We start from the raw sequence: 25,136 nt of genomic DNA on the forward strand, positions 1-25,136 counted from the left end.
TTTTAGTCTTTTACTCCTTTTATCCATTCCTGAAATCTGGTCAGGAAAGATTCATGTTCTTCTTTTTCCTCAGGACGATTAACCAGTACATGCTCAAAATAGGTTCCTTTCAGTACTTTTCTTAAAATCCCCTCTCCAAGGAATGGTTTATAATCATTCAATGCCTGAGTTGCTTTCAATAAATGTCGGATGTCATACTGTAAAGGATTAATATCCGGAACTTGTTTATTAAGGTTAAGGAGATTGTATACCGCTATTCTTGCTGTTCTTACAGAACTTTCCATAGTAAAAACAACATCATTATTGGTTTCTACAAACTGTCCTACCAGTCCTAAATTGGTACAGCCTTCAGGAACCACTCTTGGACGGTCTCCCTTAGCTCTTGGCATAAACATAGACGTGATATAAGGCATAAATGCAGTACGAACAATGGTGTTTTCTACCACATTATCAAGCTTATCGATAAGTCCCAAATGATGACATAATTCTGCAAGAATTTCATTTCCGGTACATTCCGGCATTGTTTTTTTGATGTAATTCCCTTCTTTATCCATTAAGAGAGCGTATACCCATACTACAAGGATATCATCAGGCTGAGTAGGGTAGTGTGGTTGTCTATTGCAGGTGAAACTCATTACCCAGTTAGAGTCTGTAATGGTAATAATACCTCCTGTGGCTGTTTTTCCGGAATAAGGATCATTCACACAAAGCTCTTTCAATTTCTCTGTGAATGCAGATGGTCGGCAAGTTAATGTTGCAGATTCCCAAGAAGATTTTTCTATATGGCTACAGAATTTTTCTGGTTTTCCAAATACTTGAGATTTTGCAGCAAGGTTTTTCCACAACATCCATCCGGCACTTTGTCCAGCACTGCTGTTATCTATTGTAACTTCAGGAACAGTAGTATTGTTTCCATAGAATGTACTTTCAGTCATGGATCCTGTGGTTACAATTACATAATCCTCTTTACCGATCGGTATTCTTACTTCTTCTCCGTTTTGCTCTGTAATAATTCCCTCAACAGTTTTTCCTTCGGTGTTGATATGGATATCAAGATCTTTTACCAAGGTATCAAACTGTATCTGTACCCCTTTTTCAACCAAAAAGTTTTTCAATGGAGTTACAAATGTATCATACTGGTTATATTTAGGGAATACAAGGCATGAGAAGTCTTTCATTCCATCAATTGCATGCAGGAATCTGTGCATATACAGCTTCAGTTCCAATAAGCTGTGCCAGTTTTCAAACGCAAACATTGAACGCCAGAAAAACCAGAAATTACTGTTGAGGAATGATTCTGCGAAGTAGTCCTCAATGCTCAGATCATCAAGCTCTTCTTTTTTCTTTAATAAAAGTTTGACAATGGCAAGTTGGTCTTTTTTCTCAAGTCCGAATTTACTGAAATCCTGAATCTGTCCCTGATTGTGAATTAATCTTGCTTTTGAATAGTTGGGGTCATTGTCATTAACAAGGCGGTACTCATCCAGTACGCTATACGGTGCAGGCAGTTCCAATGCAGGAATGTCCTGAAATAGATCCCAAAGGTTTTCATAGGTCATATCCATTTCTCGTCCACCACGGATGATGTAGCCATCCTTTGCATTTCCGGCACCATCCAGAGAACCTCCCTCTACATTAAGCTGATCAAGGAAAATAATATTTTTACCCGGAACATGGCCATCACGAATGAAGTAGTAAGCAGCAGACATCCCTGCAATTCCGCTTCCTACAATATAGATTTTGCTGTTTTCGTAAGATTGTAAAGGAATTCCTTTGTTTCGTTGATAATTCCCGATTTGGTCTGAAAAAGGCATTGTTTTTTCAGGAGTGTTAATCTGGACTTCTTTACTTGAATCCGGTTCGTGGTTTACTTTTCCAAACTGTTCAGAAGTATTTAAAACGTTGTCGAATTTTGAATTGATCGTACTCATTTTGTATTGTTTTTAATTAACATTATAAAGGTACCTCTATTCAGAAAGCGACATATATCCCTAATGTCAGAATTAGTATCCCCAAATTCCTAAGACTGAATATTTTCCTTAATCCTGTATTCAGAGGGGGAAAGAGAAGTGTGCTTTTTGAAAAAACGCCCGAAAGCAGATGCAGAATTAAACTGAAGTTCAAAGGCTATTTCGGATATCGTTACCTCAGGATTTCCAAGCATGACATAGGCTTCCTTAAGTAACGTTTCATCAATCACCTCATGAGGGGTTTTTCCACTTGCCTTTTTTATAATTTCAATAAGGTATTTATTGGAAACACAAAGTGCATTGGCATAGAACTGAACAGTTCTGTGTTGCCGGATATTTTCTCGTATTAATTTACTGAACCTGAGATAAAGGTCCTTTTTTCCTTCCTCTTTCTCAGAACCTGTAAGATTTTTTCTCTCAATCATCTCAGCGGCTTCCAGTAGAAGGTTGAAAATAATGGTACGAACAATTTCCTCAGTGAATTTTCCCTGTTTTCTGGATTTCTTTTTAAGGTAGTCCAGAAGATTTTGAAGCAAAGCAGAATTCTTTTCAGTAGTTTTTACAATGCTGTAGGATCCCTTTGCAAAAAGATCCATTTTCTCAATGATGAAAGGATTGGAAATATTTTTGATCAGAAAATTTTTATCAAAAAACAACAGCTTCATCATAAAGTTATTACTGGTTTTCAGAAATTTTATGATAGTAGACGGTGCTGATATAAGGAAGCTATTGGCTTCTACCTTATATTGATGGCGGTCTATTTCAATGCTGATCTCTCCAGCTGTACAGATGCACAAAGCATAATAATCCATTCGGAAAGGAGCTTCTGGAAATTCAAAAATGGGGTTTCCCGAAGAAATATAGTAGGATTGATGGCAATCAATACTGTAAAAAGATAAGGTGTCGTGTAAATTTTCGTAGGTTACCATTCTTACGTATTGGTTAATTTTTTTATATGTTTTTTCTGATATTTTAGGCTGAAAACCTTGTTGTTACTGCAATTTACGAATTTTATAAAAGTATTTAAGGTTTGTATATCAAAAATATCCTCTTTTTTTAGGATACAGCTAATAATATATTTTTATGAATGTTATTTATAAAAATAGGCATAAATAAGGGGTTTTGGGGGCTATTTTGCCTAACTTTGCATTCTTAAATTTCCCCACCAAATATTATTGTGAGATTAATTAACTTATATACGAGTTCTTTCAAGGGACTCTCGCAGGAGAGTTGGATGCTGGCGTTGGTAATGCTCATCAACAGGGCGGGTTCTATGGTACTTCCTTTTTTGGGAGTTTATATGACAAATCATTTACATTTTAGCATTGAAAATTCTGGAATAGTCTTGAGCTTTTTCGGGATAGGATCTGTTATTGGTTCATGGTTTGGAGGAATGGTGACTGATAAAATCGGTGAATACAAGGTACAGAGCCTAAGTTTATTGCTTAGTGTACCGCTATTCTGTTTGATTCCATTTTTTAAAACAGAGGCAGGATTGGCCGCGATCATTTTGATTCAAAGTATCGTGAGTGAAACTTTCCGCCCGGCTAACTCTGTAGCCATTACGAAATATGCCAAGCCTGAAAATATTACCAGAGCTTTTTCACTCAATAGAATGGCGATAAACCTTGGGTTTTCCATAGGTCCTGCATTGGGTGGTATTTTGTCTGCCATTTCTTATGAGTTTCTGTTTTATAGTAATGCCCTGGCCGCTTTTTTGGCCGGACTAATGTATATATGGTTCTTCAAGGGGCGTGCAAAGCTGGCTAAACAACAGGCGAAGAAAGTAAAAGAAACAATTATTGTAAAAAAGGAGGATTCTCCTTATCGCGACAATAAATTTTTAATATTCTGTGTATTATGCATGTTGTTCTCTATCTGTTTCTTCCAGCTGTTTAGTACCTTGACCATCTTTTATAAGGATACAGCTCACCTTAGCCAGCAGAATATCGGGTATATTTTGGGATATAGTGGTTTTCTGATCGTTCTCCTTGAAATGGGATTTGTGCAGATTGCAGAGAAATATTTCACCTTGGCCTTTACCATGTTAATAGGAACTCTCCTTTGTGGTCTGTCATATGCATTGCTGGCTTTTGACTACAGCATGGTGATGTTATTGTTCGCTATGACGCTTCTTTGTATCGGAGAGATCTGGACACTTCCATTTATGGCAACCATTACAGCACTTCGCTCAGGTGAAAACAATAAAGGAGCCTATATGGGACTGAACGGGATTTCTTTTTCCATTGCGTTTATCATTACTCCTTATATAGGAACATTAATTGCCGAAAAACTAGGTTTCAATATACTTTGGATTGGAACAGGAGTATTGGCAATAGCTATTGCAGTTGCTTTTTACTTTGTGATCCCCTGGATGTTAAAAGAGAAGAATAAAGTAGAGGAGGACCTTGGCTTAAACGAAAAATAAGGTCTTCCAGATCAATATAATACCCCCAGTTGAATATTATTCAGTTGGGGGTATATTTTTTTATTCTTTTTTTAATAGAATAGAATTGATAATCAAGCTGGCATGAATTCTTGAGTTTTCAATAAACCAAAGGTGAGTATCCTTTCCACCGCAAACAACACCGGCCAGATAAAGGTTGGAAACATTGGTTTCCATTGTCTCAGGATTGTAGTACGGATTCAGGCAATCACCATTCAGCTCGATACCGGAGTTTCTCAGAAAATCAAAATCAGGAAGATAGCCGGTCATAGCCAGAACAAAGTCATTTTCTATTTCATGGATCTTATTATTTTCATCTTTGAAAACAACAGAATTTTCTTTTACTTCAACTATCTCAGAATTAAAGTGAGCAGTAATGCTGCCCTCGGAAATTCTGTTTTCAATATCAGGTTTTACCCAATATTTTACACTCTTTGATATTTCAGAATGACGGATAATCATGGTAACCTCGGCTCCTTTTCTATAGGTTTCAAGGGCAGCGTCCACCGCCGAATTACTGGAACCCACAACCACAATTTTCTGCCTTGCATAAGGATAAGGTTCGGTATAATAATGCATTACTTTAGGGAGATTTTCACCCGGAATATTCATGGGATTTGGAATATCATAAAAACCTGTGGCAATCACTACATTTTTGGCCAGGTAATTTCTCTTTGTCGTTTCAATTTCAAAGACATCATTATTTTTAGAAACATTCAAAACTTTCTCATACAGATGAATATTCAAGTTCTTTTGTCTGGCAATTCCCTGATAATATTCCAGGGCATCCTGTCTTCCTGGTTTTGGAGCGGTAGAAATAAAGGGCGTTCCGTCAATTTCCAGTTTCTCAGCGGTTGAAAAGAAACGCATGTATAAAGGATAATGATACAATGAATTGACAATGGTTCCTTTTTCCAGAATTAAATACGTTAGGTTGTTTTTTTCAGCTTCAATGGCACAGTTCAAACCGATGGGGCCGGCTCCTATAATGAGAATATCCAAAATTTCCATATAACAAATGTACGATGTAATTGGGAAAATATATTAATGAACTGTGAATTGTATCCATTTATATTTTAAATCTTGCCCCTCTTATTCCATCTCTCTTTATGGCATCAGTTTTGGTGTTTTTTACTTACTACAAAATAAAAATATGAAAAAACTACTTATTTCAATGTTGGTATTGGGTCTTGTTGTAGCCTGTAAAAAAGAAGCTGGAAAACCAGTTCCAAATGAGATTGATACTATAGTTCGGGTAAAAAAAGACAGTGCTGCCATTATTAAAGATAAAGCTAAAAAGGAAGAAGCCCTGAAGTTGGCTAATGATGAGGTTTTAAAATCGTTAAAAGCTAAAGATTATAAGACCTTTGCTTCATTTATTCATCCTGGAAAAGGAATTAGCTTCTCTATGTATGCCTTTGTAGATCAAAAAGAAGATAAACATTTTTCTAAAGCAGATTTTGAGAAATATCAACCTACAAAAACCTTGTTTACCTGGGGAGCAAAGGATGGGTCGGGAGATCCTTATAAGGCTACCATTAATGATTATCTTGGTAAATGGGTTTTTTCCAAGGACTTTACAACCTCTCAATATTCACTGAATAAATTTGTAGGGGGAGGAAATTCACTTAATAATCTTGAGGAAGCTTATCCTAAGCATGACTTTACAGAAAATTATATCAAAGGAACTGAAAAAAGCAGTGAGATGGATTGGAAGACACTTCGCTTGGTATTTGAAGAATTTCAGGGGAAATACTATCTGATTGCTGTGGTGAATGACCAATGGACGATTTAAAAAAACAAAAAAGCTGGAGATTCATCTCCAGCTTTTATTATGATAAAATTTCTGTAAGTCGCTTTGTAAGGCTCTTTCTTGAGAACTGTTCAATATTCTGAGTGTTTTCTGAAAGGGTTCCGTTTTTCCAAAGATCAAATTTTTCCAGAATAAATGTTTTTACTGTTTCAGAATCTCGATAACTGAAATGCTTTCCGGCGCCGGTTTCGTCTAATATTTTTGAAACATCTGCCTTATCTGGTCCAAATGAGAGAATCTGCTTTCCGGAAGCAAGGTATTCAAATATTTTTCCGGGGATAATCCCTTTTGATGATTCATTCGGGAAGTTGGTAATCAACAATATTTCTGAATTTTGCATTTCCTCAACAGCTTTTCCATGGGAAAGGTAACCTAAATTCAGAATGTGGTTCTTCAGACTTGAATTTTCAATAGAATGAAGAATCTTATCATCAATTCTTCCTACGAATTTTAAACTGAAATGTCTGGCAAATTCTACATTTTCCTTTACGAGTTCATCCAATGCTGTCCAAAGATTGTCAGGGTTTCTAAGCTGTTCCAAAACTCCGATATAGCTTAAGGTAAATTTATCTTCAGTATTCTTCAGCGTTTTTAGCTTTTCACTTCTATCACTTTCGTCAAAACCATTGGTAATACAAAAGGCATGAGCACCTGCTTTACGGAAATTTTCGGCATCTGTATAGCTCGTTGCAAGAGTAATATCTGCATTTTTAAAAACAGCACTTTCTAACTGGCGATGTTTTTTATCTGAGCTTTTGGTTAATTTTAAATGCTTATAATAAGAAATTTCTGTCCACGGATCACGAAAATCTGCAATCCATTTAAGATTGGGAAGTTTTTCTTTAAGGCCTAATCCAATCAAATGAAGAGAGTGGGGCGGACCGGAAGTTACAATGGTGTCAATCTTGTTTTCCCGGATATATTTTTCAAGGAACTGAATGGATGGCTTTACCCAAAAAACTCGTGCATCAGGAATGAAGAAGTTTCCTCTTACCCAAATAGAAAGCTTGGATTTCCAGCTTTGGTTTTTTCCTACATCAAATTGCCCGGCCTTAAATTTTTTATTGCTTTTATTAAGCTTTTCTGCCAATTGATAAGGCTCCCAAATTTTTGTTCTTACGATTTCAATGTTTTCAGGAACATCTTTCATCAGTGTCTCATCCAGTAAAGGATAACTTGGATTTTCAGGAGTATAAATAATGGGTTTCCAGCCAAAATCAGGAAGATATTTGGCAAACTTCAACCATCTTTGAACACCAGGACCTCCCGCAGGAGGCCAGTAATAGGTGATAATCAATATTTTCTTCTGTTCCATTAATTTGATACAGTCTGCATTAAAACTTGAACTTAAACGGTTTGAGGAAGTTCTTTTTTCTTGTTTTTATTCATCCAGAAAATTCCAAAGGCAGCCAATGCAATGAATAATCCGAAGCATAGAAGCGAGATCCATTTTCCTTTTTCAATCACTTCTGGTTCAAAAACCATTCTGATATGATGATTTCCTGCAGGAACATGTACTGCACGGAGTAAATAATCTGCCTTAATGTAAGGTACTTCTTGTTCATCAACCAGAACTTTCCACCCGTGAGGATAATAAACCTCAGAAAATACCGCCAGTTGAGGGGTTTTCGACTGTGATTTAAATTCAAGCTCGTTAGGCTGATACTTCGTTAAATTAATAAATGCTGTAGAATCTGCCTGAACCGGTTTGTTGCTGAAATATGACTTGTCAGACGATGCAATAACTGCGGTCTTCTTATTGTCGATAACCCCAATAGATTTTATTTCCTCATTAGGTGTATCTACAAATTTTAAGTCGCTTACAAACCATGCATTTCCATTGGCTTTTGGATTAGGAACAACCTGTGGCTGCTCCGGACCTCCGAAAACCATGTATTTGGCATTCAGTAAATTTAATATTTTAGGGGTTTTTACACTGTCAATATTATTGATATACTCATTCAGTACATCGTCATATCTTCTAAGTTTTACAGCGTGGTAACCACCAATTGAGGCCTTGAAATAAGAGGTGTTTGTTTCACTTGTAACTCCAAGGGTCTGGTTGTAAATTCTGTAGTGTGCTTTATCTTTATCAGCAATCGTTTCTAATGTCTTGTTGATATTGACATTGGATAAGATAGATTCAAGGTTTGGATTTCCCTGAACTTTTTCAGCAAGCAGATCTGAGCTTTCTGTCTGGAAAGGGTTTTCAGCAAAGATCTTATCTACATAGTTTTCGTCATTTAAATAACGCTTGTTTACCGTCCACAGATCAAATAAACTTACTGCTCCAATAATTACTAAAGCGATATTCTGAGATAATTTTTTCTTTAAGCTTAAGAATAGAGCCACAGCCACAATTGCTACATAGATAAATGCCTTTATAGCATCTATTTTAAACAGCTTAAATCTTTCATCTACCAGATAATCCAATAGGAAAGGAGGGAAGTAGGTTTTCTCATTTTCTGTAGAGAATCCTAGTAATGATTTTCCGAAGATTAAAAGAATTAATAATAATCCTAATGTTCCTCCACTTACATAGGTTAGAATTTTCTGCTTATATTCCTCTGTCAGTTTTTCATCTGTGAAGAATCTGTATAATCCTAAGATGGCAATTAATGGAAATAATAATTCCACAACTACCAAGATGGAAGAAGGGGCTCTGAACTTATTATAAAAAGGAACATAATCAATAAAGAAATCAGATAATGGCATAAAGTTGCTTCCCCAGGCCAATAAAATGGTAAGGACTGAAGCTCCCAAAATCCAGTAACGATACTTTTTCCAGGCAAAGAAGAATCCTAATAAAGCAAGCAAACATACAATAGTACCCTGATAAGCAGGTCCTGAAGTTCCCGGCTGATCACCCCAATAGGTCATTCCGCTGAACCCTTTAGAAATTCTGTCCATTTCAGCCTGTGATCCTACATTTTCCTGTATAAGACCCTGTACAGTGTTCATCATTTCCTTTCCTTCCGGCTCCTGGGTTCCGCCTCCCATTAATCTTGGGATGAAAAGGTTTAATGTTTCAAGCTGTCCATAGCTCCACATCAGCATACTTTCTTTATCCATTCCGGATTTTCCTGAAGTATGACTGTCATTGGTTAGGATTTGCTTTCCACGAACGGTCTCCTTTACATATTCAGAGTTGGCCATGATCCTTTGTGCATTCATTCCCACACCAATGATACATGCTGCTGCAATGATTCCTGATGAAATAAGGAAATGTTTCATTGGAGTCTTTTTCTGGATCGCTCTGATTAATTCGGACAGGAATAAAAATCCTAGAGCCAGAAATAGATAATAGGTCATCTGTGGGTGGTTCGCCGCAATCTGAAGCCCCATAAATAAGGTCGTGACAATGAATCCCCAGATGTATTGTTTTCTGATATAAACCAGTAAAATTCCGGCTAAGAGTGGTGCAAAATACTCAATGGTATTTACTTTTCCATTGTGTCCTGCAGCAATAATGATGTAGAAATAGGTGGAAAGCCCAAAGAAAGTAGCTCCTAGTAGAGCATATTTCCAGTTTCTGACCACTACCATTCCCAAAAGGAAAAAACCTGCAAAAAGCAGGAAGAGATAATTAACCGGCCTTGGCAGGAAATTTAGATTGCTATCGATTTTCTTGATGATGTCGCCCTTAAACTGGCTACCCATCTGATAAGTAGGCATTCCTCCGAACATGGAGTCGCTCCAATAGGTTTCATTTCCGGTATTGGCTCTATAGTCAAGCAGTTCTTTTGCTCCTCCTCTGTATTGTACAATATCATGCTGAAAAAGCTGTTTTCCTGAAAATACAGGAGTGGAATATAAAAATGCTAAAACTATAAATACTACTAACGAAATTGCAATATAAATTAAGTTTTTATTTTTTGCCATGCTGGTTATTATCTTTTATTTCTTGGATTTTTTACCTTTTGTCATTACTCTCTTTCACCTCTTCATAGTCTACTGTTTCTGCATCCCATTTGAGGTTGTTATCCTTATTTGAGTTGTGTATATCTTGTTGCCTGTTATCCTGGTTACCGTTATTGTTGTTGAAACGATAGCTATAAAATGTCTTGAAGAAAATCCTTTTCAGAATGTTCCAGACAAAGAAAATAACGATGGCAGACAGTACTAACTCAAGAATGTACTTCATAATTTTAAAATTTAAAGTTTAAGGTCCAGAGTTTAAAGTTTTTAGTTTTTCCTCCTGTTCTTATCTTCAAACTCGGTTATTCAATTATTTTGCAGAAGGGTTTACCATTACAGAAGAATTGGAAACGCTTTTCATAGACTGAGATTGTTTTCCGTCTGTAATAGATTCAATCTGAGTTGTTTTTACGTTGATATTCTGATTAGTAATCCATCCTGTATTTTCATCAAACTTAATGGTTCCGTTCTGAACAAGTTCACTGCTTAGGCTATGAGTGATAGGTCCCTGAGCTTTCTTTTCTGTTTTCTTAGGGATACCTCCGGATACTGTAATTTCAGCAGTTCCGTTTCCTAGGCTTTTCAACACATAGTTTGAAGTTACCTTAATGCTTCCGCTTGGATCTGCATTTTCAGAAGTAGTCCATTTTTCACCTACTTTTACTCCTTTTTTAGGAATAATAGCAAGGTTTTTACTGAATTGATCTTTTAATACTTTTTCATTAAAAGATTGCTTTAAACTTGCTACAACGCTAGCTTTTTCATTAGCATCCTTGATAAGAGTTCCTACAGCGTTAGACACTTTTGTATAAACAGCATCAAAACCTGTAATAGAAATTACATTACCTTTTGTATCCATCTTCATATCAAGCTTGTTGCTCGTAAGCGCTCTGTTGATATTCCAGATCATTTTTAGATCATCTTCTTTAGGAAGAGGAAGTTTGGTATCTACAACAACTGTTTTTCCCTGTGCAGACTGAGAGCTTCTTTTAGAAACAAGGTTAAGGGTCATTTCATATACATTTCCCTTAATATCGTTTACTGTAAAGTTCATTTCATCCGTAGATTCAGTAGTTGCTGTAATAGATTTTCCCTGTGGATCTGTCATCGTCTTTACATCTCTCTGATAAGTTGTAAGAGGGTAAGTTTTCCCTTTTTCAAGCTTGAAAGATTGTGTAACGATCCCCGCAGAGTCTTTGATAGCCGGGTTTTCTGCTACTTTCGCTACAGAATCAGCAGGTACTTCTACGGTTACTGTTTTTCCGGTTTTTGGATCTACTTTAGTTATTTTTGCAGTTTCTTTTTTACAAGAAACAAGGGCTATAGATGAGATTAGCGCTAATGCTGCTATGTTTTTCATTTTCTGATTTTTTTAAGTGTTGTGTTATCGAATTAATTATTTCAACATTTTCTGTCTTACAGCTTCATACAAGATCGCACCGCATGCTACAGAAACGTTTAGTGATTGAGTTTTCCCTTCGATAGGAAGTTTGATTTTTTCATCTGAATGATGCAGCACCTCCTTGGAGATTCCGGTTTCTTCATTTCCCATAACAATAGCGCATGGTTCAGTAAAGTTAACATCATAGATTAGTTTTTGAGCTTTTTCAGAAGCTGCAAATACAGTAATTCCGCTCTGTTGTAAAAAGTCTACCACGTGGGCAAGATTATTTTCCTTACAGATTTTGATATTATAAATACCTCCCGCAGAAGTCTTGATAGCGTCAGAATTGATAGGTGCTGCTCCTTTTTCAGGAATAATAATGGCATCTACTCCTACGCATTCTGCAGTTCTGCAGATGGCCCCGAAGTTTCTTACATCTGTTAATCTGTCCAAAATCAATAAGAAAGGAGTTTTTCCTTCTTCAAACAATTGAGGAACAATGTTTTCCACCTTGTGAAACGGAACATCCGAAATAAAAGCAACCACCCCCTGGTGATTTTTTCTTGTAAAACGATTAAGTTTTTCAATCGGAACATAGTTAGGACGAATTTTATTTTTTGCTAAAATCGCCTTCAGTTCAGCATAAATAGGACCCTGAAGTGCATTCTGCACAAAGATCTTGTCAATCGTTTTTCCTGCTTCAATTGCTTCAATCACGGGACGTAGCCCGAAAATAAAATCGTCTTTCATTGAGTTGTTTAATGTTTATGTTTAAGCTCTAGGATTGAAAATAAAAATGTTTGTAAAGTATTGTCACTTCGAATTTTTTGCTTTCTTTTATCCAGCTTTGTATTAATATTTTTCTCCTAAAATTGCTCTTTTCTGCGCCATTGCATAGCCATAATGCAAGCTTTCATGCATGTTGTTGAAGATAATAGCATCCTGAATGCTCTTCAGATCCATTCCAAAACTGGTTGTATAAGGAGTGTAGTCTGAAAAGAAATCACTATCGTAATCCTTCATTAAAATCTTTGAAGTCTCAGTAAGTAAGAACTCTAGGTCTTCTACTTCAGATTTTTGAACATTTAAGTTAGGTAAAGTTCCTTTTTTGTAGGTTTCAATCCAGTACTTATCTATACGGAATGGGTTTCCACTAAGGTAATAATGCAAAAGTTGCTGTGTAGCAACTGTATGGGCTATATTCCAGTAGATATTGTTGTTGAAACCATCCGGAATCAGCAGAAGATCTTCGTGTGAAGTGTTCTGCAGGATATCTAAAAGGTTCTTTCTCACCTGTCTGTGTGCTTGAAAATGATAATTCATTTTGCAGAAATTTTAATCTCCAAAAATAGTTTAATAAACTGGAAATGACAATTTTTTAGGTAGGGGATTAAAGTAAAAGTTCTGCAATGTTGAAAAAATACATTATTTATAATTTTCTTTTTAGTGGGAAATTTGATGGTATACCAACAGGTTTTAGAAAATTTAACTTCTACTTTTTAGATATTTATAATTTTTTATGAAGATAAAATCCTCTTTTGATTTTTTTTTCAAAAGAGGATTTTTTATTGTTTTATTAACTGTTTTTTATGAATTTCTTTATGTTTTATAAAGATTTTGAAAGCAAATTGCTATTCTTGTAAATATTGAAATCTGTTACTTTTTTATGATTTTATGTTTAAAAGTAGTTCCGTCTTTCAATACAATATTTAAAAAATAAATCCCTGCTGTATAAGAAGAAAGATTAATTCTGTTTTCTTTATAGATTTCAGTAAGTTTTCTACCTTCCATACTGAAAAGAGTCATTGAGGCCACATCTTCCTTAGATTTTACAGTAACGAAATCAGCAGTAGGATTGGGGTAAATATTAACATCAATGGTTTTCACATCCTTTACATTCAGGGTAGCATCACTTTTCCCTTGCATATAAACCGATAAATAAACATCACCCTTTTGCTGGTTAAAGACAGCGGTAGGTATTGTATGCTTTAGGGTATGATTTCCAGCAGTCATGCTTGGAAGTGTAAATTTTCTGATAGGAACTGAATTTCCCGGGCACCAGTTATTCCAGGCAGTCCATTCAGCAAATGAAGAGGGTGTTGTTCCGTAGATTCCATTGCCCTGGGTATTATACACTCTGAATGGTTCGCAGGATATTCCGCCGGGCGTATAGGTTAATACCTGTACATCATCTACATAGGTGTAGTTTTGTCTTCTTACATATTCCTCACCCCCTTCATCGGCGCCATGTGGAGTGGATATTACAGAGAAATTGGCGTTGGTAACAGGGTTGGGTAAATTGAAACTTACAATTCTCACTGTTTCCCCTGTAACGTCTGTACTGTTATAATTATTAAGTCTGCTATAGCTTAACAGAGGAACAAGCGTATTATAGTCTGTAGGAGTTGCACCTGCATCTGTTGAAAAGAAAGTCAGGGTTCCGGAAAAAACATCAATTCTTCCCGTACATCCTTGAACCTGTGTTTGGGCTGCATAAGGAACTCCAAAAACATCCAGCTCCATATACATATCATAGGTACTTCGGAGTGTATTGTCATGAAATACATTATAAAGATTGCTGATATCGTAGGTGTAAGGAACTTCAGTAGGAGTTCGGTTCTTGTTCATGAAAGGAGTGATATATCTGCCTACTTCAATTCTTTTAACGTTGGCATCATCCATGGTGTAGGTAGGTTGGTTTTTTGGAACCATAGCCAAAAATACCTCTCCCAGACGGTCATAATTGTCACATAATGCTCCAATGCTCACCCTCATGGCGATCTTAGCTTTAAAAGAATCCAGTTCCGCATCTGTAATTTTTTTTGCGTACCGGGTATTTCCAAGTCTGATAAGACCAGGTGGTACAGGGGTTGAGACCGGTGCTGCATAACCGTCATAATATACTGCCTGAGAGATCAGATTCGTCATCGTGGTTGTTTGTGACTTAAAAAGACCTGCAAGGAAGATACTTGAAAAAAATAGCCTTTTATACATATTGTGGGTATTTCCTGTAAATATATTAAAATATGTATTAAAAATATTATTTTAACAATTATATTTTTGTGTTAAATAGATTTCGTTGTTGATTGTGTAAATTTTTTATTGATATAGCATTAAGCTTGTGGATATTACATTAAATTTATGAGAATATAAGGTTGAATAATTTTTTTTATTATAAAAATTAATATTTTATTATTAAATTAGCATCATATTCGATGTTAATATTATTAATAATGAAAAGAATTTTACTTTTGTCTTTGTTACTTACAGTATTGGGTGTTAATGCCCAAATCAATATCAATATTGGAAGTACAAACGTGGGAACTGCGCCTGTAAGCAGCTTTTTTTCCTATTCCTATGTTCAACAGATATACCTTAAGCAGGAGATCAATGCCAATGCAGCAGGAAATATTACCGGCCTTACATTTTATGTGGATCCATCGGCTACTATTTCCGATTCTTCTAATTGGACAGTTTATCTGGGACATACTCCCAAAACAGCATTTGCTTCAGGTACAGATTGGATAGCTGCAGCACAGCTTACTCAGGTTTTTGCAGGTGCTGTAACAAAGAATAATGGTAAGGTTGATGTAGTTTTTGCTACGCCATTTCCTTATAATAATGCAGATAATCTAGTAGTAGCGGCCAAGGAAAATGCTCCAAGTATTGACATTAATAATTTTGATGAAGCTTTCCGAGTTTATTCACATATTCCAAACTCTACCCTTTATTACAAAGGAGATAATGCAGTTGTTGATCCTGCATCTCCACCCGGAGGGATAAGAGCTGATTACAAATCATCAATAACAATTTCAGGATTAACGGCTAATTCTACTCCAGGATGTCCTTTTATACTTTATCCTACAAATAATGCTCAGTTTATTTCTCTGTCTCCTAATATTAGTTGGCAGCCCGTTATAGGAGCTACTTCTTATAAGGTTTCCCTAGGAACAACTTTCGGAGGTACAGAGGTTATCAATCAGCAGACAGTAAATGCTGCTAATTTTAATCTTTCGCCATCCATTGTTCTGAATCGGGATACCAATTACTACTTAAAAGTGACAGCTGTTTCAGCTAATGGAGAATCTACCGGTTGCGCGAATAATATTTTTAAAACAATTCCCCCAATACCGGCAAATGATGCTTGTTCAGGAGCTTTGCAGGCAACTGTTTTTCCATATACCTACGTACAGACTGATGGTATGTCTTCCACTAATAATACAGGTTTTGTAACCGCATGTCCAAATGATGGAATGAATGATGGACTATGGTTCAAGTTTACAGGAGATGGAGGCCAATTTACAATTAAAGCGGCTCCGGGAACTATTACTTTTGATCCGAAAATTGGAATATACAGCGGTACATGCAATAACTTAGTTTGTGTAGGTACACAAGATAATGGCGGTGGCGGCAGTTCCGAAACTAAGACCATTACAACCACTGCAGGAACTGAATATTATATAAATGTAGGATCTTACGAAGATTCAGTAGATAAGCCGGAGGATGTATTTACCATTACCATCACAAAGCTTTAATGCATTTATAAATTCTTTTTTAACTGATTTATAATTTAGTATAATAAAAATGTTGCGGTATTATTATCGCAACATTTTTATTTGAAATGATAATGATGTGAAACAACTGAAGCAATATTGTTTTTCATTCGATATTGTGTTCAGAATATTTAACAAACTTTAACTCAAAAATGGCATTGATTGTGTTGATTAATGCAAGTATTTATCAGAAATTTACCACCTATTTTAAATCAAGCTATGTCAGATATACATCAAGCAGAAGATATTCGCCAATTGACGGAAAAAGTAAAAGAAAAAAACTACTTATTTTCTCTTCTGAGACAAGAAATCAACAAGGTTATCATTGGACAGGAATATATGATAGACCGCCTTTTGATAGGGCTTCTAGGAAATGGTCACGTACTTCTTGAGGGAGTTCCGGGGCTGGCAAAGACCTTAGCCATTAAAACCTTGGCAGATGCTGTTCATGGTGAGTTCTCAAGAATTCAGTTTACACCGGATTTGCTTCCTGCAGATGTGGTGGGAACTATGATCTTTAATATCAAAGACAATGATTTCTCTATAAAAAAAGGGCCCGTATTTGCGAATTTTGTACTTGCGGATGAAATTAACCGTGCTCCGGCAAAGGTGCAATCGGCATTGTTAGAAGTAATGCAGGAAAAACAGGTGACCATTGGTGATGAAACCATGAAGCTTCCAAAGCCATTTTTGGTATTGGCAACACAGAACCCAATTGATCAGGAGGGAACTTATCTGCTGCCGGAAGCACAAAGTGATCGTTTTATGCTGAAGTGTACCATAGATTATCCCTCTTTTGAAGATGAAAGACAGGTTATGAGAATGGTTTCCACATCCCATCAGCCTACCGTAAACCCTGTGATTTCATTACAGGATATTGTAGAGGCTAAAGAATTAATTAATCAAATCTATTTGGATGAAAAAATAGAAAAATATATTCTGGATATGGTTTTTGCCACCCGTTATCCTGAGAATTATGGGCTTTCTGAGCTTAAAAATTATATCAGTTTTGGTGCTTCACCAAGAGCTTCCATTAACCTTGCTATTGCTTCTAGAGCATACGCGTTCTTAAAAGGAAGAGCCTTTGTTATTCCTGAAGATGTAAAAGCATTGGCCAAGGATGTATTGAGACACAGAATGGGCTTAACCTTTGAAGCGGAAGCAGAAGAAATTTCAACCGAAGAGATTATCAGTAGAATTTTGGCTAAAATCCAGGCACCATAATGAACGATGTTATTATTAGAAAAGCAGTGAAGGAAGACTGCGCTTCGATGCTGGAATTAATCAGGGAGCTTGCGGAATATGAGAAAGCATTGCATGAAGTAACCGTAACCCTAGATGATTTTATCGAAGATGGATTTGGAAAATCTCCGGTTTGGGGAGCCTTTGTTGCGGAGTTCAATGGTGAGGTTGTAGGGATATCATTATATTATGACAGATATTCTACATGGAAAGGAAGAAGATTGTATCTTGAAGACTTGGTAGTAACAGAAAGAATGAGAGGAAAACAGATTGGAAAACTCTTATTTGATGCAACATTGGAACATGGGAAATCTGATGAATACAGTGGAATGGTATTTCAGGTATTGAACTGGAACGAACCAGCCATTAATTTTTATAAGAAATACAGCCCAAAGTTCGATAACGAATGGCTGAATGTATCCATTGAATTTAAAAACTAAAAATAAGGCCCGGAGATATGAGATGTAAAGATGGATTTTTCAATAGGATATCCCTAAAATACACTTATTCTCAAACCCATAACCCAATTTGTGTATGCAGATAAAAGATATTGTAAAGAAAGTAAAGCAGATAGAGATCCGTACCAGAAAAAAGACGGAGGCTGCTTTAATGGGGCAATATCACAGTGCCTTTAAAGGGCAGGGAATGACATTTTCCGAAGTTCGTCCCTATCAGTTTGGTGACGAAATTAGAAGAATCGACTGGAATAAAACAGCACGTTTCCGTGAACCATTTGTAAAAGTAATGGAGGAGGAAAGAGAGCTTACCATGATGATTTTGGTAGACATTTCTGCTTCTATGGACTATGGAACGAAAGTTCAGCTGAAAAGAGAATATGTAGCAGAAATTGCCGCCAGTTTAGGGTTTTCAGCAGCAGGAAATAATGACAAGGTTGGGCTGATCCTTTTTGCAGATAAAGTGTATAAAGTGATTCCGCCTCAAAAAGGGAGAAAACATATTCTTTCCATTATCAGCAATATCCTGACTGCAGATTATATTCCCGCTGAATCCAAAATAGATAAAGCGATGGAATATATGATGGGAATCTTTAAAAGAAAATCATTGGTGTTCCTGTTTTCAGATTTTGAAGATGAATATGATTCCAAAATGCTGAGAGTAGCATCCAAGAAACATCAGTTATTGGGAATGCGGATCTATGATGAAAAAGACAACGAAATTCCTGATGTAGGATATACATTATTATATGATGCAGAGACAGGAAAACAAATATGGGCAAATACTTCCAGTGCAAGATGGAGATATACTTTTGCCGAGGCTCAAAAACAAAAGTTAAGAGCGTTGGAGGAAGATTTTGCCAATAGTTCGGCCAGTTTTATGAATATTAATACAGGCTCGGATTATTCAAGATTATTATATAATTATTTTCAGAAAAAATAACATCGGATTTTAACCGTAAATAAAACATAAGGCACGCCCTTTATTATTTAACATTGAAAAAAATACTTTTAATACTATCTTTTCTAGTCTGTGCGAATGCTTTTTCACAGATATTATCCTCGAATGTAGAAAAGAAAACCATTGCCCTGGGTGAAATTAATCACCTTGTCATAAAAGTTGAGAACCTTAATGACCAGCAGGTGGTTTCTGCTCCGAAAAATGAGCTGCTTCCTTTCCACTTTGAAGAAACAAAGGACAGCATCGGCCAAAATGCCAATTCATATGAACGTAAAATAGAATTTGCTGTGTTTGAGGAAGGGAAATTCACCATTCCTGAACTAGAATTTAAAGTGGGAGATAAGATTCTTAAAACAATTCCCTACGAAATAGATGTCATTAATACAGCCCAGAAAGCTGATCAGATTAATGATATTATGAAGAACAAAGAAGTTAAACTGGCGGCTAAGGATTATTGGGAACTCTACAAATTCTATATTTTGGCGGCATTGGCTGCTATTGCTTTGATTATCGCCATTATTATGATCGTAAAATGGGGAAGAAAATCCAAAAGCTCTCCAGTTGTCGTAACGAATCAAACCTTAAAGGAGCTAGAGTCTCTTAAAAAGAAAAAATATATTGAAGGAGGGAACTTTCGTTCGTTTTATGTAGAATTGATCGATATCTCAAGAAGTTTTATTGCTACGCAGTATCATTTGCCTGCAGATGTTCTTCTTACCGATGATCTTATTGATGTCATGAAAAAGAACAATACAATTTCTCAGGATAACGAAAAAATAATTGAGGATGTTTTCCTGAGAGGAGATTTGGTGAAATTTGCCAAGACCTTTCCGGATCAGCCTACCATGGAAAAGGACTTTGCAGATATTCGGGATTTTGTAAAAAGGTCATCCAAGGATTTAGAATTTGAAAACTTAAGAAAGGATGTTTGATTTTGAGTTTTACAGTCCGTGGTTTTTATTGCTTTTTCTACTGTTTATACCACTTTTTATAAAAGATGCAGGTAAACAGAAAAGAAAAGGTGTAAAAGTGCCTACCATAAAGAATATGGAGGCCGGCAACGGAATTCAAGGAGTGCTTTTTTTACTGAAATTATCTAAGTATATCATTCTTTCTGCACTCATCATTGCAATGGCAAGACCAAGAACCTTTACCGTTTCCCAAGACAGGGACGATACAAAAGGTGTTGATATTATGCTGTCCATTGACGTTTCTCTCAGTATGCTGGCAAAGGACCTTAATCCGGACCGTATTACTGCGCTAAAGGATATTGCTGTAAAGTTTGTTCAGAAACGCCCGAATGACAGAATAGGTGTTGTTGCCTATGCTGCAGAAGCTTTTACAAAAGTTCCTGTTACCTCAGACCATCAGGTAGTAATTGAGGAGATTAAAAACCTTAATTCTGCAGGACTGGAGCCAGGTACAGCCATTGGAGAAGGGCTTTCGGTTGCTGTAAATCATTTGATTAAAAGCAAAGCAAAAAGTAAAGTGGTTATTCTGATGACGGATGGGGTAAGTAATATACAGAACGCCATTCCGCCACAACTTGCTGCCGAACTGGCAAAAAACAATAATATAAAAGTATATGCTATTGGGATTGGAACCAATGGGTATGCATTGATGCCTACCTCGCAGGATATTTTTGGAGATCTTATCTTTACGGAAGCTGAGGTTACCATAGATGAAAATACCCTTAGAGAAGTGGCGCAGGCAACAGGAGGAAAGTATTTCAGAGCAACTTCAAACAGCAGTCTTGAAGAAGTATATGACGAAATTAACCAGTTAGAAAAATCCGATGTAAAAGTTTCTAAATTGTATAACTATGAGGAATATTTTACAATTTTCTTATGGATTGCTTTAGGAGTATTGGTGCTGGATGGATTATTGAGATGGGTATTTTATAAAATTTTAAGCTGATGAGTTGGTCGTTAGGAAATTATTGGTATTTGTTATTACTGTTGCTTCTGCCGCTGTTAGCTTCCTTTTTGATCCGTTTTTTAAAATGGAGGAAGAAGAAGAGGAAAATTTTTGCGGCCAGTCATTTTCACGATAACTTATTTGAAAAAGATTCAAAATTTATAAGGTTTTTTCCTGCATTATATCTGTTAGGAACATTATTCCTGATATTCTCTATCATTGATCTCTTGAATGGTTCAGAAGAAGTGAAAAGCAATCAAAAGCTGAATAATGTGATTTTTATGCTGGATGTATCCAACTCAATGAATGCAGAAGATATTGATCCAAGTCGCCTTGCTGAAGCAAAGAACCTGATGATAGGAACCATGCAGAAAATGAAGAATGATAAGATTGGGATAGTCATTTTTGCAGGACAGGCAACTTCCATTATGCCTTTAACAACGGATTATAATTCTGCAGAAACTTATATCAGTGGTATTGAAACCAATTCTATGCAGATTCAAGGGACCGATTTCCTGAAAGGAATGCAGGCTGCTGTTGAGAAATTCAAAAATGTAAGCAAAGGATCACGAAAGATTATTCTGCTGAGTGATGGTGAAGATAATGAAGGAAATGATAATGCAGCCCTAAGACTTGCCAATAAAGAGGGAATAAACATTACTTCCGTAGGAATTGGAACAGAAGAAGGAGCTCCCGTACCGGAATATGTGTATGGCCAGTTAATGGGATATAAAACAGATGTAAACGGAGGGACCGTTATTTCAAAAAGACAGACAGAGGCTCTAAAGAAAATGGCAGAATCTACGGGAGGAACTTACATTGATGGAAATAACATCAATGAAGCCCCAGACAGGATTATTGATGCTGTAAATAAGAATTCTTCAGGATCTGAAACATTAGTAAAATCACAGAATGCCAATCATTATTATCAGTATTTCTTAGCGATATCCATCTTGTTTTTCTTTTTAATTTATATTTTTAATCCTAAAAATGATTTTAATTTGTAATTTTCTTTATTATTGATAAGGATTTAAAACAGCTACTTTAACCGAATTTTAACAAATAAACCCCTGTTTCTTAACATATAAAGGAATAATTTTGCAAGTGATGAATACTAAAATCATATTTTTATCGTTAATTGTTGCTTTCTCGTTCTCAAACCTGTTGTTTGGGCAGGAGAACTATAGAACATTGGTTCATGAAGGCAATCAGAAATTTGATGGTAAAGACTATGATGGAGCCTCCTCAAAATACATGGAAGCTATAAAATCCAACGATAAAGATTTTATGGCTCACTACAATATGGGGAACGCTTTGTACAAGAGTAAAAAATATGAAGATGCAAAGGCAGAGTTTGAAAAAGCACAACAGCTTTCACAAACAATTCCTGATAAATCAGCAGCTCTTCATAATCTAGGAAATACCTATATGCAGATGAACCAGCCGGAAAAAGCGGCAGATTATTATAAAAAGGCTCTGAAGCAGAATCCATACAGTGAGGCAACTCGAAAAAACTATGAGATTGCCAAGTTAAAGGAAAAAGAAAAAGAACAACAGAAGAACCAGCAGAATAACTCAGGAAAAGGAGGCGGCGGTAATGATCAGAACAAAGGTGAAGATCAAAAAGGAGACAAAGATCAAAAGCAGGATCAAGGAAACGGTCAACAAAACGAAGGCAAAAGTGACCAAGGTAATAACCCTCAGAAAGATCAAAATAATGAGGGCAAAATGCCAAAAAATCTTGAAAATGCAATCCTAGATAAAATAAACGAAAAAGAAAAAGAAACCGCCAGAAGAATTTTAAACAAAAATTCTTATTCGATGCCTGAAAGCAACGAGAAAGATTGGTGATGAAGCACAAATTGATTTACATATTGCTTACTCTAGCATCCGTAATTACTTACGGACAGGTAAATCTATCCCTTGATGCTGATAAATCTGACTATGCAGGAAAGGATGTTGTAAACCTTACCATTGTTCTGGAACTGAACGGCAGTGACCTTGTTCAGCAGACAGGTTTTCAGCTTCCGGATCTTTCGAAATTCAATATTATAGGCAGCGGATCAGTTACCAATACCGTCATTGATCCCGCAACGAATACACTGATTACCCAAAAAGTTTCCAGAATAGCTCTTGAACCCAAGAAAAAAGGAAAAATTAAAATCGGTTCAGTACTGGTTACCGTTAGTAACAAAATTTACAAAACAGAACCTTTTGACGTTAATATCAGAGATATTGTAGATAAGCGGGCCTTGGCCAGCGCTACTTCCAATGACGTTTATCTGAATATGGAGATTGAGGACAGGGAAGTATACCAGGATCAGCCAACCCTTGCCGTTCTTAAAGTGTATTCCAAAAATATGGATAACCTCCGAAAGGTAAAGAACATCCGTCTTCCACAGCAGGAGAATATCAACGTGCATGCCGTCAATTTCAATAAATCTGAAATAGACCCATCCGGCAATGGAAACATGGCCTCTCAGGTTCTTGCAGTGTTTATGGTATTTCCCAATGAAGCCGGATATGTTGAAGTTCCCGGAGTATCAGCATCAGTAAATACCTATTCTAATAAAAATAAGATTGTTTCCAATAAGGTGAAGCTTAATGTGAGAAAACTTCCGGAAGGAGCTCCAGAATGCTTTAAAAATGCCGTTGGAAACTTTAATGTAAGTGTTTATAACACTTCAAAGGAAAAACCAGAAGCAAAGAAACCATTAAATGTTGTGGTTAAGGTTTCAGGAGAAGGCAATTTACCGGATATGGAGATCCCGAAAATTATGGCATCTCCGGACTATGAGGTGTTTGCTCCTAAAATTACGTCCAAGGTTTCTCCTGGTTCTACAGGTATGAAGGGGGAAGTTTCTGCCAGTTATGTGATTGTTCCCAATAAATCTGGGGAAATCTCCATAAAGACAGAACAATTTGCCTTTTTTGACCCTGCAAATAAAGAATATGTAGATCTGGGACAAAAAACATTATCCGTGAATGCTTTTTCACATGATCAGATCTTAGAATCCCGTACTGCAGTAGAAAAAGTAAATGAGTATACCAATACTCTTTTGGAAACTGTAGATACACCAGTTCTAAAAACGACCTCATTTAAACTAAAAGAAAAAAGTAAATTCCACTGGAATATTCTTTTAACCAATATTGCCATTCTTATAGGCTTATTTATTGTCTATCTGTTATTTAAAACTTGGCAAAAAAAACGTACATTAGTTAGGGAAACCGTATCCCAAAAACCTTTAGGTTCAGTAGCTGAAACAGAAAAAGAAATCAGAGAATCATTGAAAACTGATATCAATGATTATTTCAGTTATCTTGAAAATCTTAAGGATAGCGGTGATTATGAGAAGTTCTTTGCAACACTGGAGGAGTTGGATCAGGAGGTGAGAAACCAGTATTTCCAAGGCTCTGTTATGGAGTTTAAGACTTTTCTTGAAAAGCACAATGGTTCTTCAGTAGCAGAAGAATATGTAAAACTTCAGCAGAAAATACAAATGGAGAAATATTCTCCTGTTAAATCTGCTGATGGAATTGATGAACTTTTGAAAACAATTGTTAATTTATATTCACAAATTAGCAAATAGTTAATTTATTTTCATATTTTTGCGAAATTTTTAATTACAAAGAGATGGAAATTTTTGATGGTTTCTCTATTAAAGAGATTGTTACCAGCTTTATGGTTCTTTTCGCCGTTATCGATATTATCGGCTCAGTTCCTATTATAGTAAGCCTTCAACAGAAGTTCGGAAAGATTGAAGCTGGTAAGGCTGCAATTACTGCCGGAGCAATTATGATTGTTTTCCTATTTGTAGGGAATAAGATCCTAAAACTAATTGGAGTGGATGTAAACTCCTTTGCCATTGCCGGAGCTTTTGTGATTTTTGTCATAGCCTTGGAAATGATTTTAGGAATTGAGATCAATAAAACTACAGAAGCAAAGGCCGCATCCATCGTTCCCATCGCATTTCCGCTGGTTGCAGGTGCAGGAACCTTAACAACGGCTTTATCCCTGAGAGCTGAATTCCATGATATTAATATTATTTGCGGAATTATTCTTAATACAATTTTCGTATATTTGGTGCTGAAATCAGCCAAATGGTTAGAGAAGAAAATCGGGGATGCCACATTGATGATCCTACAGAAAGTTTTCGGTATTATCCTTTTAGCAATTTCCATTAAATTATTTACCGCAAATTTCGCACAGTTGGTGCTGAATTATGTTAATTTTTAAAATTATGAAGAAGTTTTATAAAGTATTTTTAGTAGTGTTTATTGCATTCATGGCCATTAATCTTTATGCTATAAACTGGCAGTTACCGGATATCTTAGCAGATGAAGATAATCTGAGATTTGTATTTTCAGCAGGAGCCGCTGCTATAGGTCTTATCCTACTTTTTGTGATGGATACCTGGAGCAGAATCGGTTTAAAAAAATAATCAAATATTTATATAATAGATAATAAAACCCTCTT

23 protein-coding genes are annotated in these 25,136 nt (G+C 36.1%); 13 read left to right on the forward strand and 10 right to left on the reverse strand.

Features of this window, described 5'->3' with window-relative positions; translation table 11 throughout:
• Positions 1-2 precede the first annotated feature (2 nt).
• Complete coding sequence (locus C7D53_RS04025) at positions 3-1,931, reverse strand: oleate hydratase (protein ID WP_106915084.1); 1,929 nt, start codon at positions 1,929-1,931, stop codon at positions 3-5.
• An 89-nt stretch (positions 1,932-2,020) separates the two neighbouring features.
• Positions 2,021-2,899 (reverse strand): AraC family transcriptional regulator, encoded by an 879-nt coding sequence (locus C7D53_RS04030; RefSeq protein ID WP_106915085.1) that lies wholly within the window; start codon positions 2,897-2,899, stop codon positions 2,021-2,023.
• A gap of 305 nt (positions 2,900-3,204) precedes the next feature.
• On the opposite strand from C7D53_RS04030, the gene C7D53_RS04035 reads away from it, so the two are divergent.
• Positions 3,205-4,398: an MFS transporter gene (locus C7D53_RS04035; protein WP_106915086.1), complete on the forward strand. Its 1,194-nt coding sequence runs from the start codon at positions 3,205-3,207 to the stop codon at positions 4,396-4,398.
• A gap of 60 nt (positions 4,399-4,458) precedes the next feature.
• Here the strand turns inward: C7D53_RS04035 and C7D53_RS04040 are convergent, their stop codons facing one another.
• Positions 4,459-5,427, reverse strand: coding sequence for a YpdA family putative bacillithiol disulfide reductase (locus tag C7D53_RS04040; RefSeq protein ID WP_106915087.1), 969 nt, complete (start codon positions 5,425-5,427; stop codon positions 4,459-4,461).
• A gap of 142 nt (positions 5,428-5,569) precedes the next feature.
• Between C7D53_RS04040 and C7D53_RS04045 the strand changes: the two genes are divergently transcribed.
• The gene (locus C7D53_RS04045) at positions 5,570-6,211 is read left to right on the forward strand and encodes a hypothetical protein (protein WP_106915088.1); all 642 of its coding nucleotides are present in this window, start codon (positions 5,570-5,572) and stop codon (positions 6,209-6,211) included.
• A 37-nt stretch (positions 6,212-6,248) separates the two neighbouring features.
• Here the strand turns inward: C7D53_RS04045 and C7D53_RS04050 are convergent, their stop codons facing one another.
• From C7D53_RS04050 to C7D53_RS04080, 7 genes are all read right to left on the reverse strand, one after another.
• Positions 6,249-7,544, reverse strand: coding sequence for a glycosyltransferase family protein (locus C7D53_RS04050; RefSeq protein WP_106915089.1), 1,296 nt, complete (start codon positions 7,542-7,544; stop codon positions 6,249-6,251).
• Between the two features lie 32 nt (positions 7,545-7,576).
• Positions 7,577-10,111: a YfhO family protein gene (locus tag C7D53_RS04055; protein WP_106915090.1), complete on the reverse strand. Its 2,535-nt coding sequence runs from the start codon at positions 10,109-10,111 to the stop codon at positions 7,577-7,579.
• A gap of 31 nt (positions 10,112-10,142) precedes the next feature.
• Entirely contained in the window at positions 10,143-10,373 is a 231-nt protein-coding gene (locus C7D53_RS04060) for a hypothetical protein (RefSeq protein ID WP_106915091.1), read from the reverse strand.
• Between the two features lie 84 nt (positions 10,374-10,457).
• The gene (locus C7D53_RS04065) at positions 10,458-11,507 is read right to left on the reverse strand and encodes a DUF6263 family protein (protein WP_106915092.1); all 1,050 of its coding nucleotides are present in this window, start codon (positions 11,505-11,507) and stop codon (positions 10,458-10,460) included.
• Positions 11,508-11,543: 36 nt separating this feature from the next.
• Positions 11,544-12,281 (reverse strand): 23S rRNA (guanosine(2251)-2'-O)-methyltransferase RlmB, encoded by a 738-nt coding sequence (gene rlmB, locus C7D53_RS04070; RefSeq protein ID WP_106915093.1) that lies wholly within the window; start codon positions 12,279-12,281, stop codon positions 11,544-11,546.
• Between the two features lie 102 nt (positions 12,282-12,383).
• Positions 12,384-12,854 carry a DinB family protein gene (locus C7D53_RS04075; RefSeq protein ID WP_076352382.1) on the reverse strand — a complete coding sequence of 157 codons (471 nt, stop codon included), beginning with the start codon at positions 12,852-12,854 and terminating at the stop codon, positions 12,384-12,386.
• A 333-nt stretch (positions 12,855-13,187) separates the two neighbouring features.
• A complete protein-coding gene (locus C7D53_RS04080) occupies positions 13,188-14,525 on the reverse strand; it encodes a peptide-N-glycosidase F-related protein (RefSeq protein ID WP_106915094.1) in 1,338 nt (445 codons plus the stop codon).
• A 239-nt stretch (positions 14,526-14,764) separates the two neighbouring features.
• Here C7D53_RS04080 and C7D53_RS04085 point away from each other — a divergent pair, with 239 nt between their 5' ends.
• From C7D53_RS04085 to C7D53_RS04135, 11 genes are all read left to right on the forward strand, one after another.
• Positions 14,765-16,066 (forward strand): hypothetical protein, encoded by a 1,302-nt coding sequence (locus C7D53_RS04085; protein ID WP_106915095.1) that lies wholly within the window; start codon positions 14,765-14,767, stop codon positions 16,064-16,066.
• Between the two features lie 237 nt (positions 16,067-16,303).
• Positions 16,304-17,308: an AAA family ATPase gene (locus tag C7D53_RS04090; protein ID WP_106915566.1), complete on the forward strand. Its 1,005-nt coding sequence runs from the start codon at positions 16,304-16,306 to the stop codon at positions 17,306-17,308.
• Positions 17,308-17,766, forward strand: a complete 459-nt coding sequence (locus C7D53_RS04095) for a GNAT family N-acetyltransferase (RefSeq protein ID WP_106915096.1) — start codon at positions 17,308-17,310, stop codon at positions 17,764-17,766. Before C7D53_RS04090 ends, C7D53_RS04095 begins: the two co-directional genes overlap by 1 nt.
• A gap of 94 nt (positions 17,767-17,860) precedes the next feature.
• Positions 17,861-18,724, forward strand: a complete 864-nt coding sequence (locus C7D53_RS04100; RefSeq protein ID WP_106915097.1) for a DUF58 domain-containing protein — start codon at positions 17,861-17,863, stop codon at positions 18,722-18,724.
• 53 nt (positions 18,725-18,777) lie between these two features.
• Positions 18,778-19,674 (forward strand): BatD family protein, encoded by an 897-nt coding sequence (locus C7D53_RS04105; protein ID WP_106915098.1) that lies wholly within the window; start codon positions 18,778-18,780, stop codon positions 19,672-19,674.
• Positions 19,667-20,659: a VWA domain-containing protein gene (locus C7D53_RS04110; RefSeq protein WP_106915099.1), complete on the forward strand. Its 993-nt coding sequence runs from the start codon at positions 19,667-19,669 to the stop codon at positions 20,657-20,659. The genes C7D53_RS04105 and C7D53_RS04110 overlap by 8 nt, the downstream gene beginning before the upstream one ends.
• Positions 20,659-21,666 (forward strand): vWA domain-containing protein, encoded by a 1,008-nt coding sequence (locus C7D53_RS04115; RefSeq protein ID WP_106915100.1) that lies wholly within the window; start codon positions 20,659-20,661, stop codon positions 21,664-21,666. The genes C7D53_RS04110 and C7D53_RS04115 overlap by 1 nt, the downstream gene beginning before the upstream one ends.
• A gap of 100 nt (positions 21,667-21,766) precedes the next feature.
• The gene (locus C7D53_RS04120; protein ID WP_106915101.1) at positions 21,767-22,510 is read left to right on the forward strand and encodes a tetratricopeptide repeat protein; all 744 of its coding nucleotides are present in this window, start codon (positions 21,767-21,769) and stop codon (positions 22,508-22,510) included.
• Positions 22,510-24,249, forward strand: a complete 1,740-nt coding sequence (locus C7D53_RS04125; protein ID WP_106915102.1) for a BatD family protein — start codon at positions 22,510-22,512, stop codon at positions 24,247-24,249. The genes C7D53_RS04120 and C7D53_RS04125 overlap by 1 nt, the downstream gene beginning before the upstream one ends.
• Before the next feature lie 44 nt (positions 24,250-24,293).
• Positions 24,294-24,896, forward strand: coding sequence for a MarC family protein (locus C7D53_RS04130; protein WP_106915103.1), 603 nt, complete (start codon positions 24,294-24,296; stop codon positions 24,894-24,896).
• A gap of 4 nt (positions 24,897-24,900) precedes the next feature.
• The gene (locus C7D53_RS04135; protein WP_076352749.1) at positions 24,901-25,101 is read left to right on the forward strand and encodes a hypothetical protein; all 201 of its coding nucleotides are present in this window, start codon (positions 24,901-24,903) and stop codon (positions 25,099-25,101) included.
• Positions 25,102-25,136: the final 35 nt, after the last annotated feature.

This window comes from Chryseobacterium aurantiacum, assembly GCF_003020585.1.
Lineage (GTDB): Bacteria > Bacteroidota > Bacteroidia > Flavobacteriales > Weeksellaceae > Chryseobacterium > Chryseobacterium aurantiacum.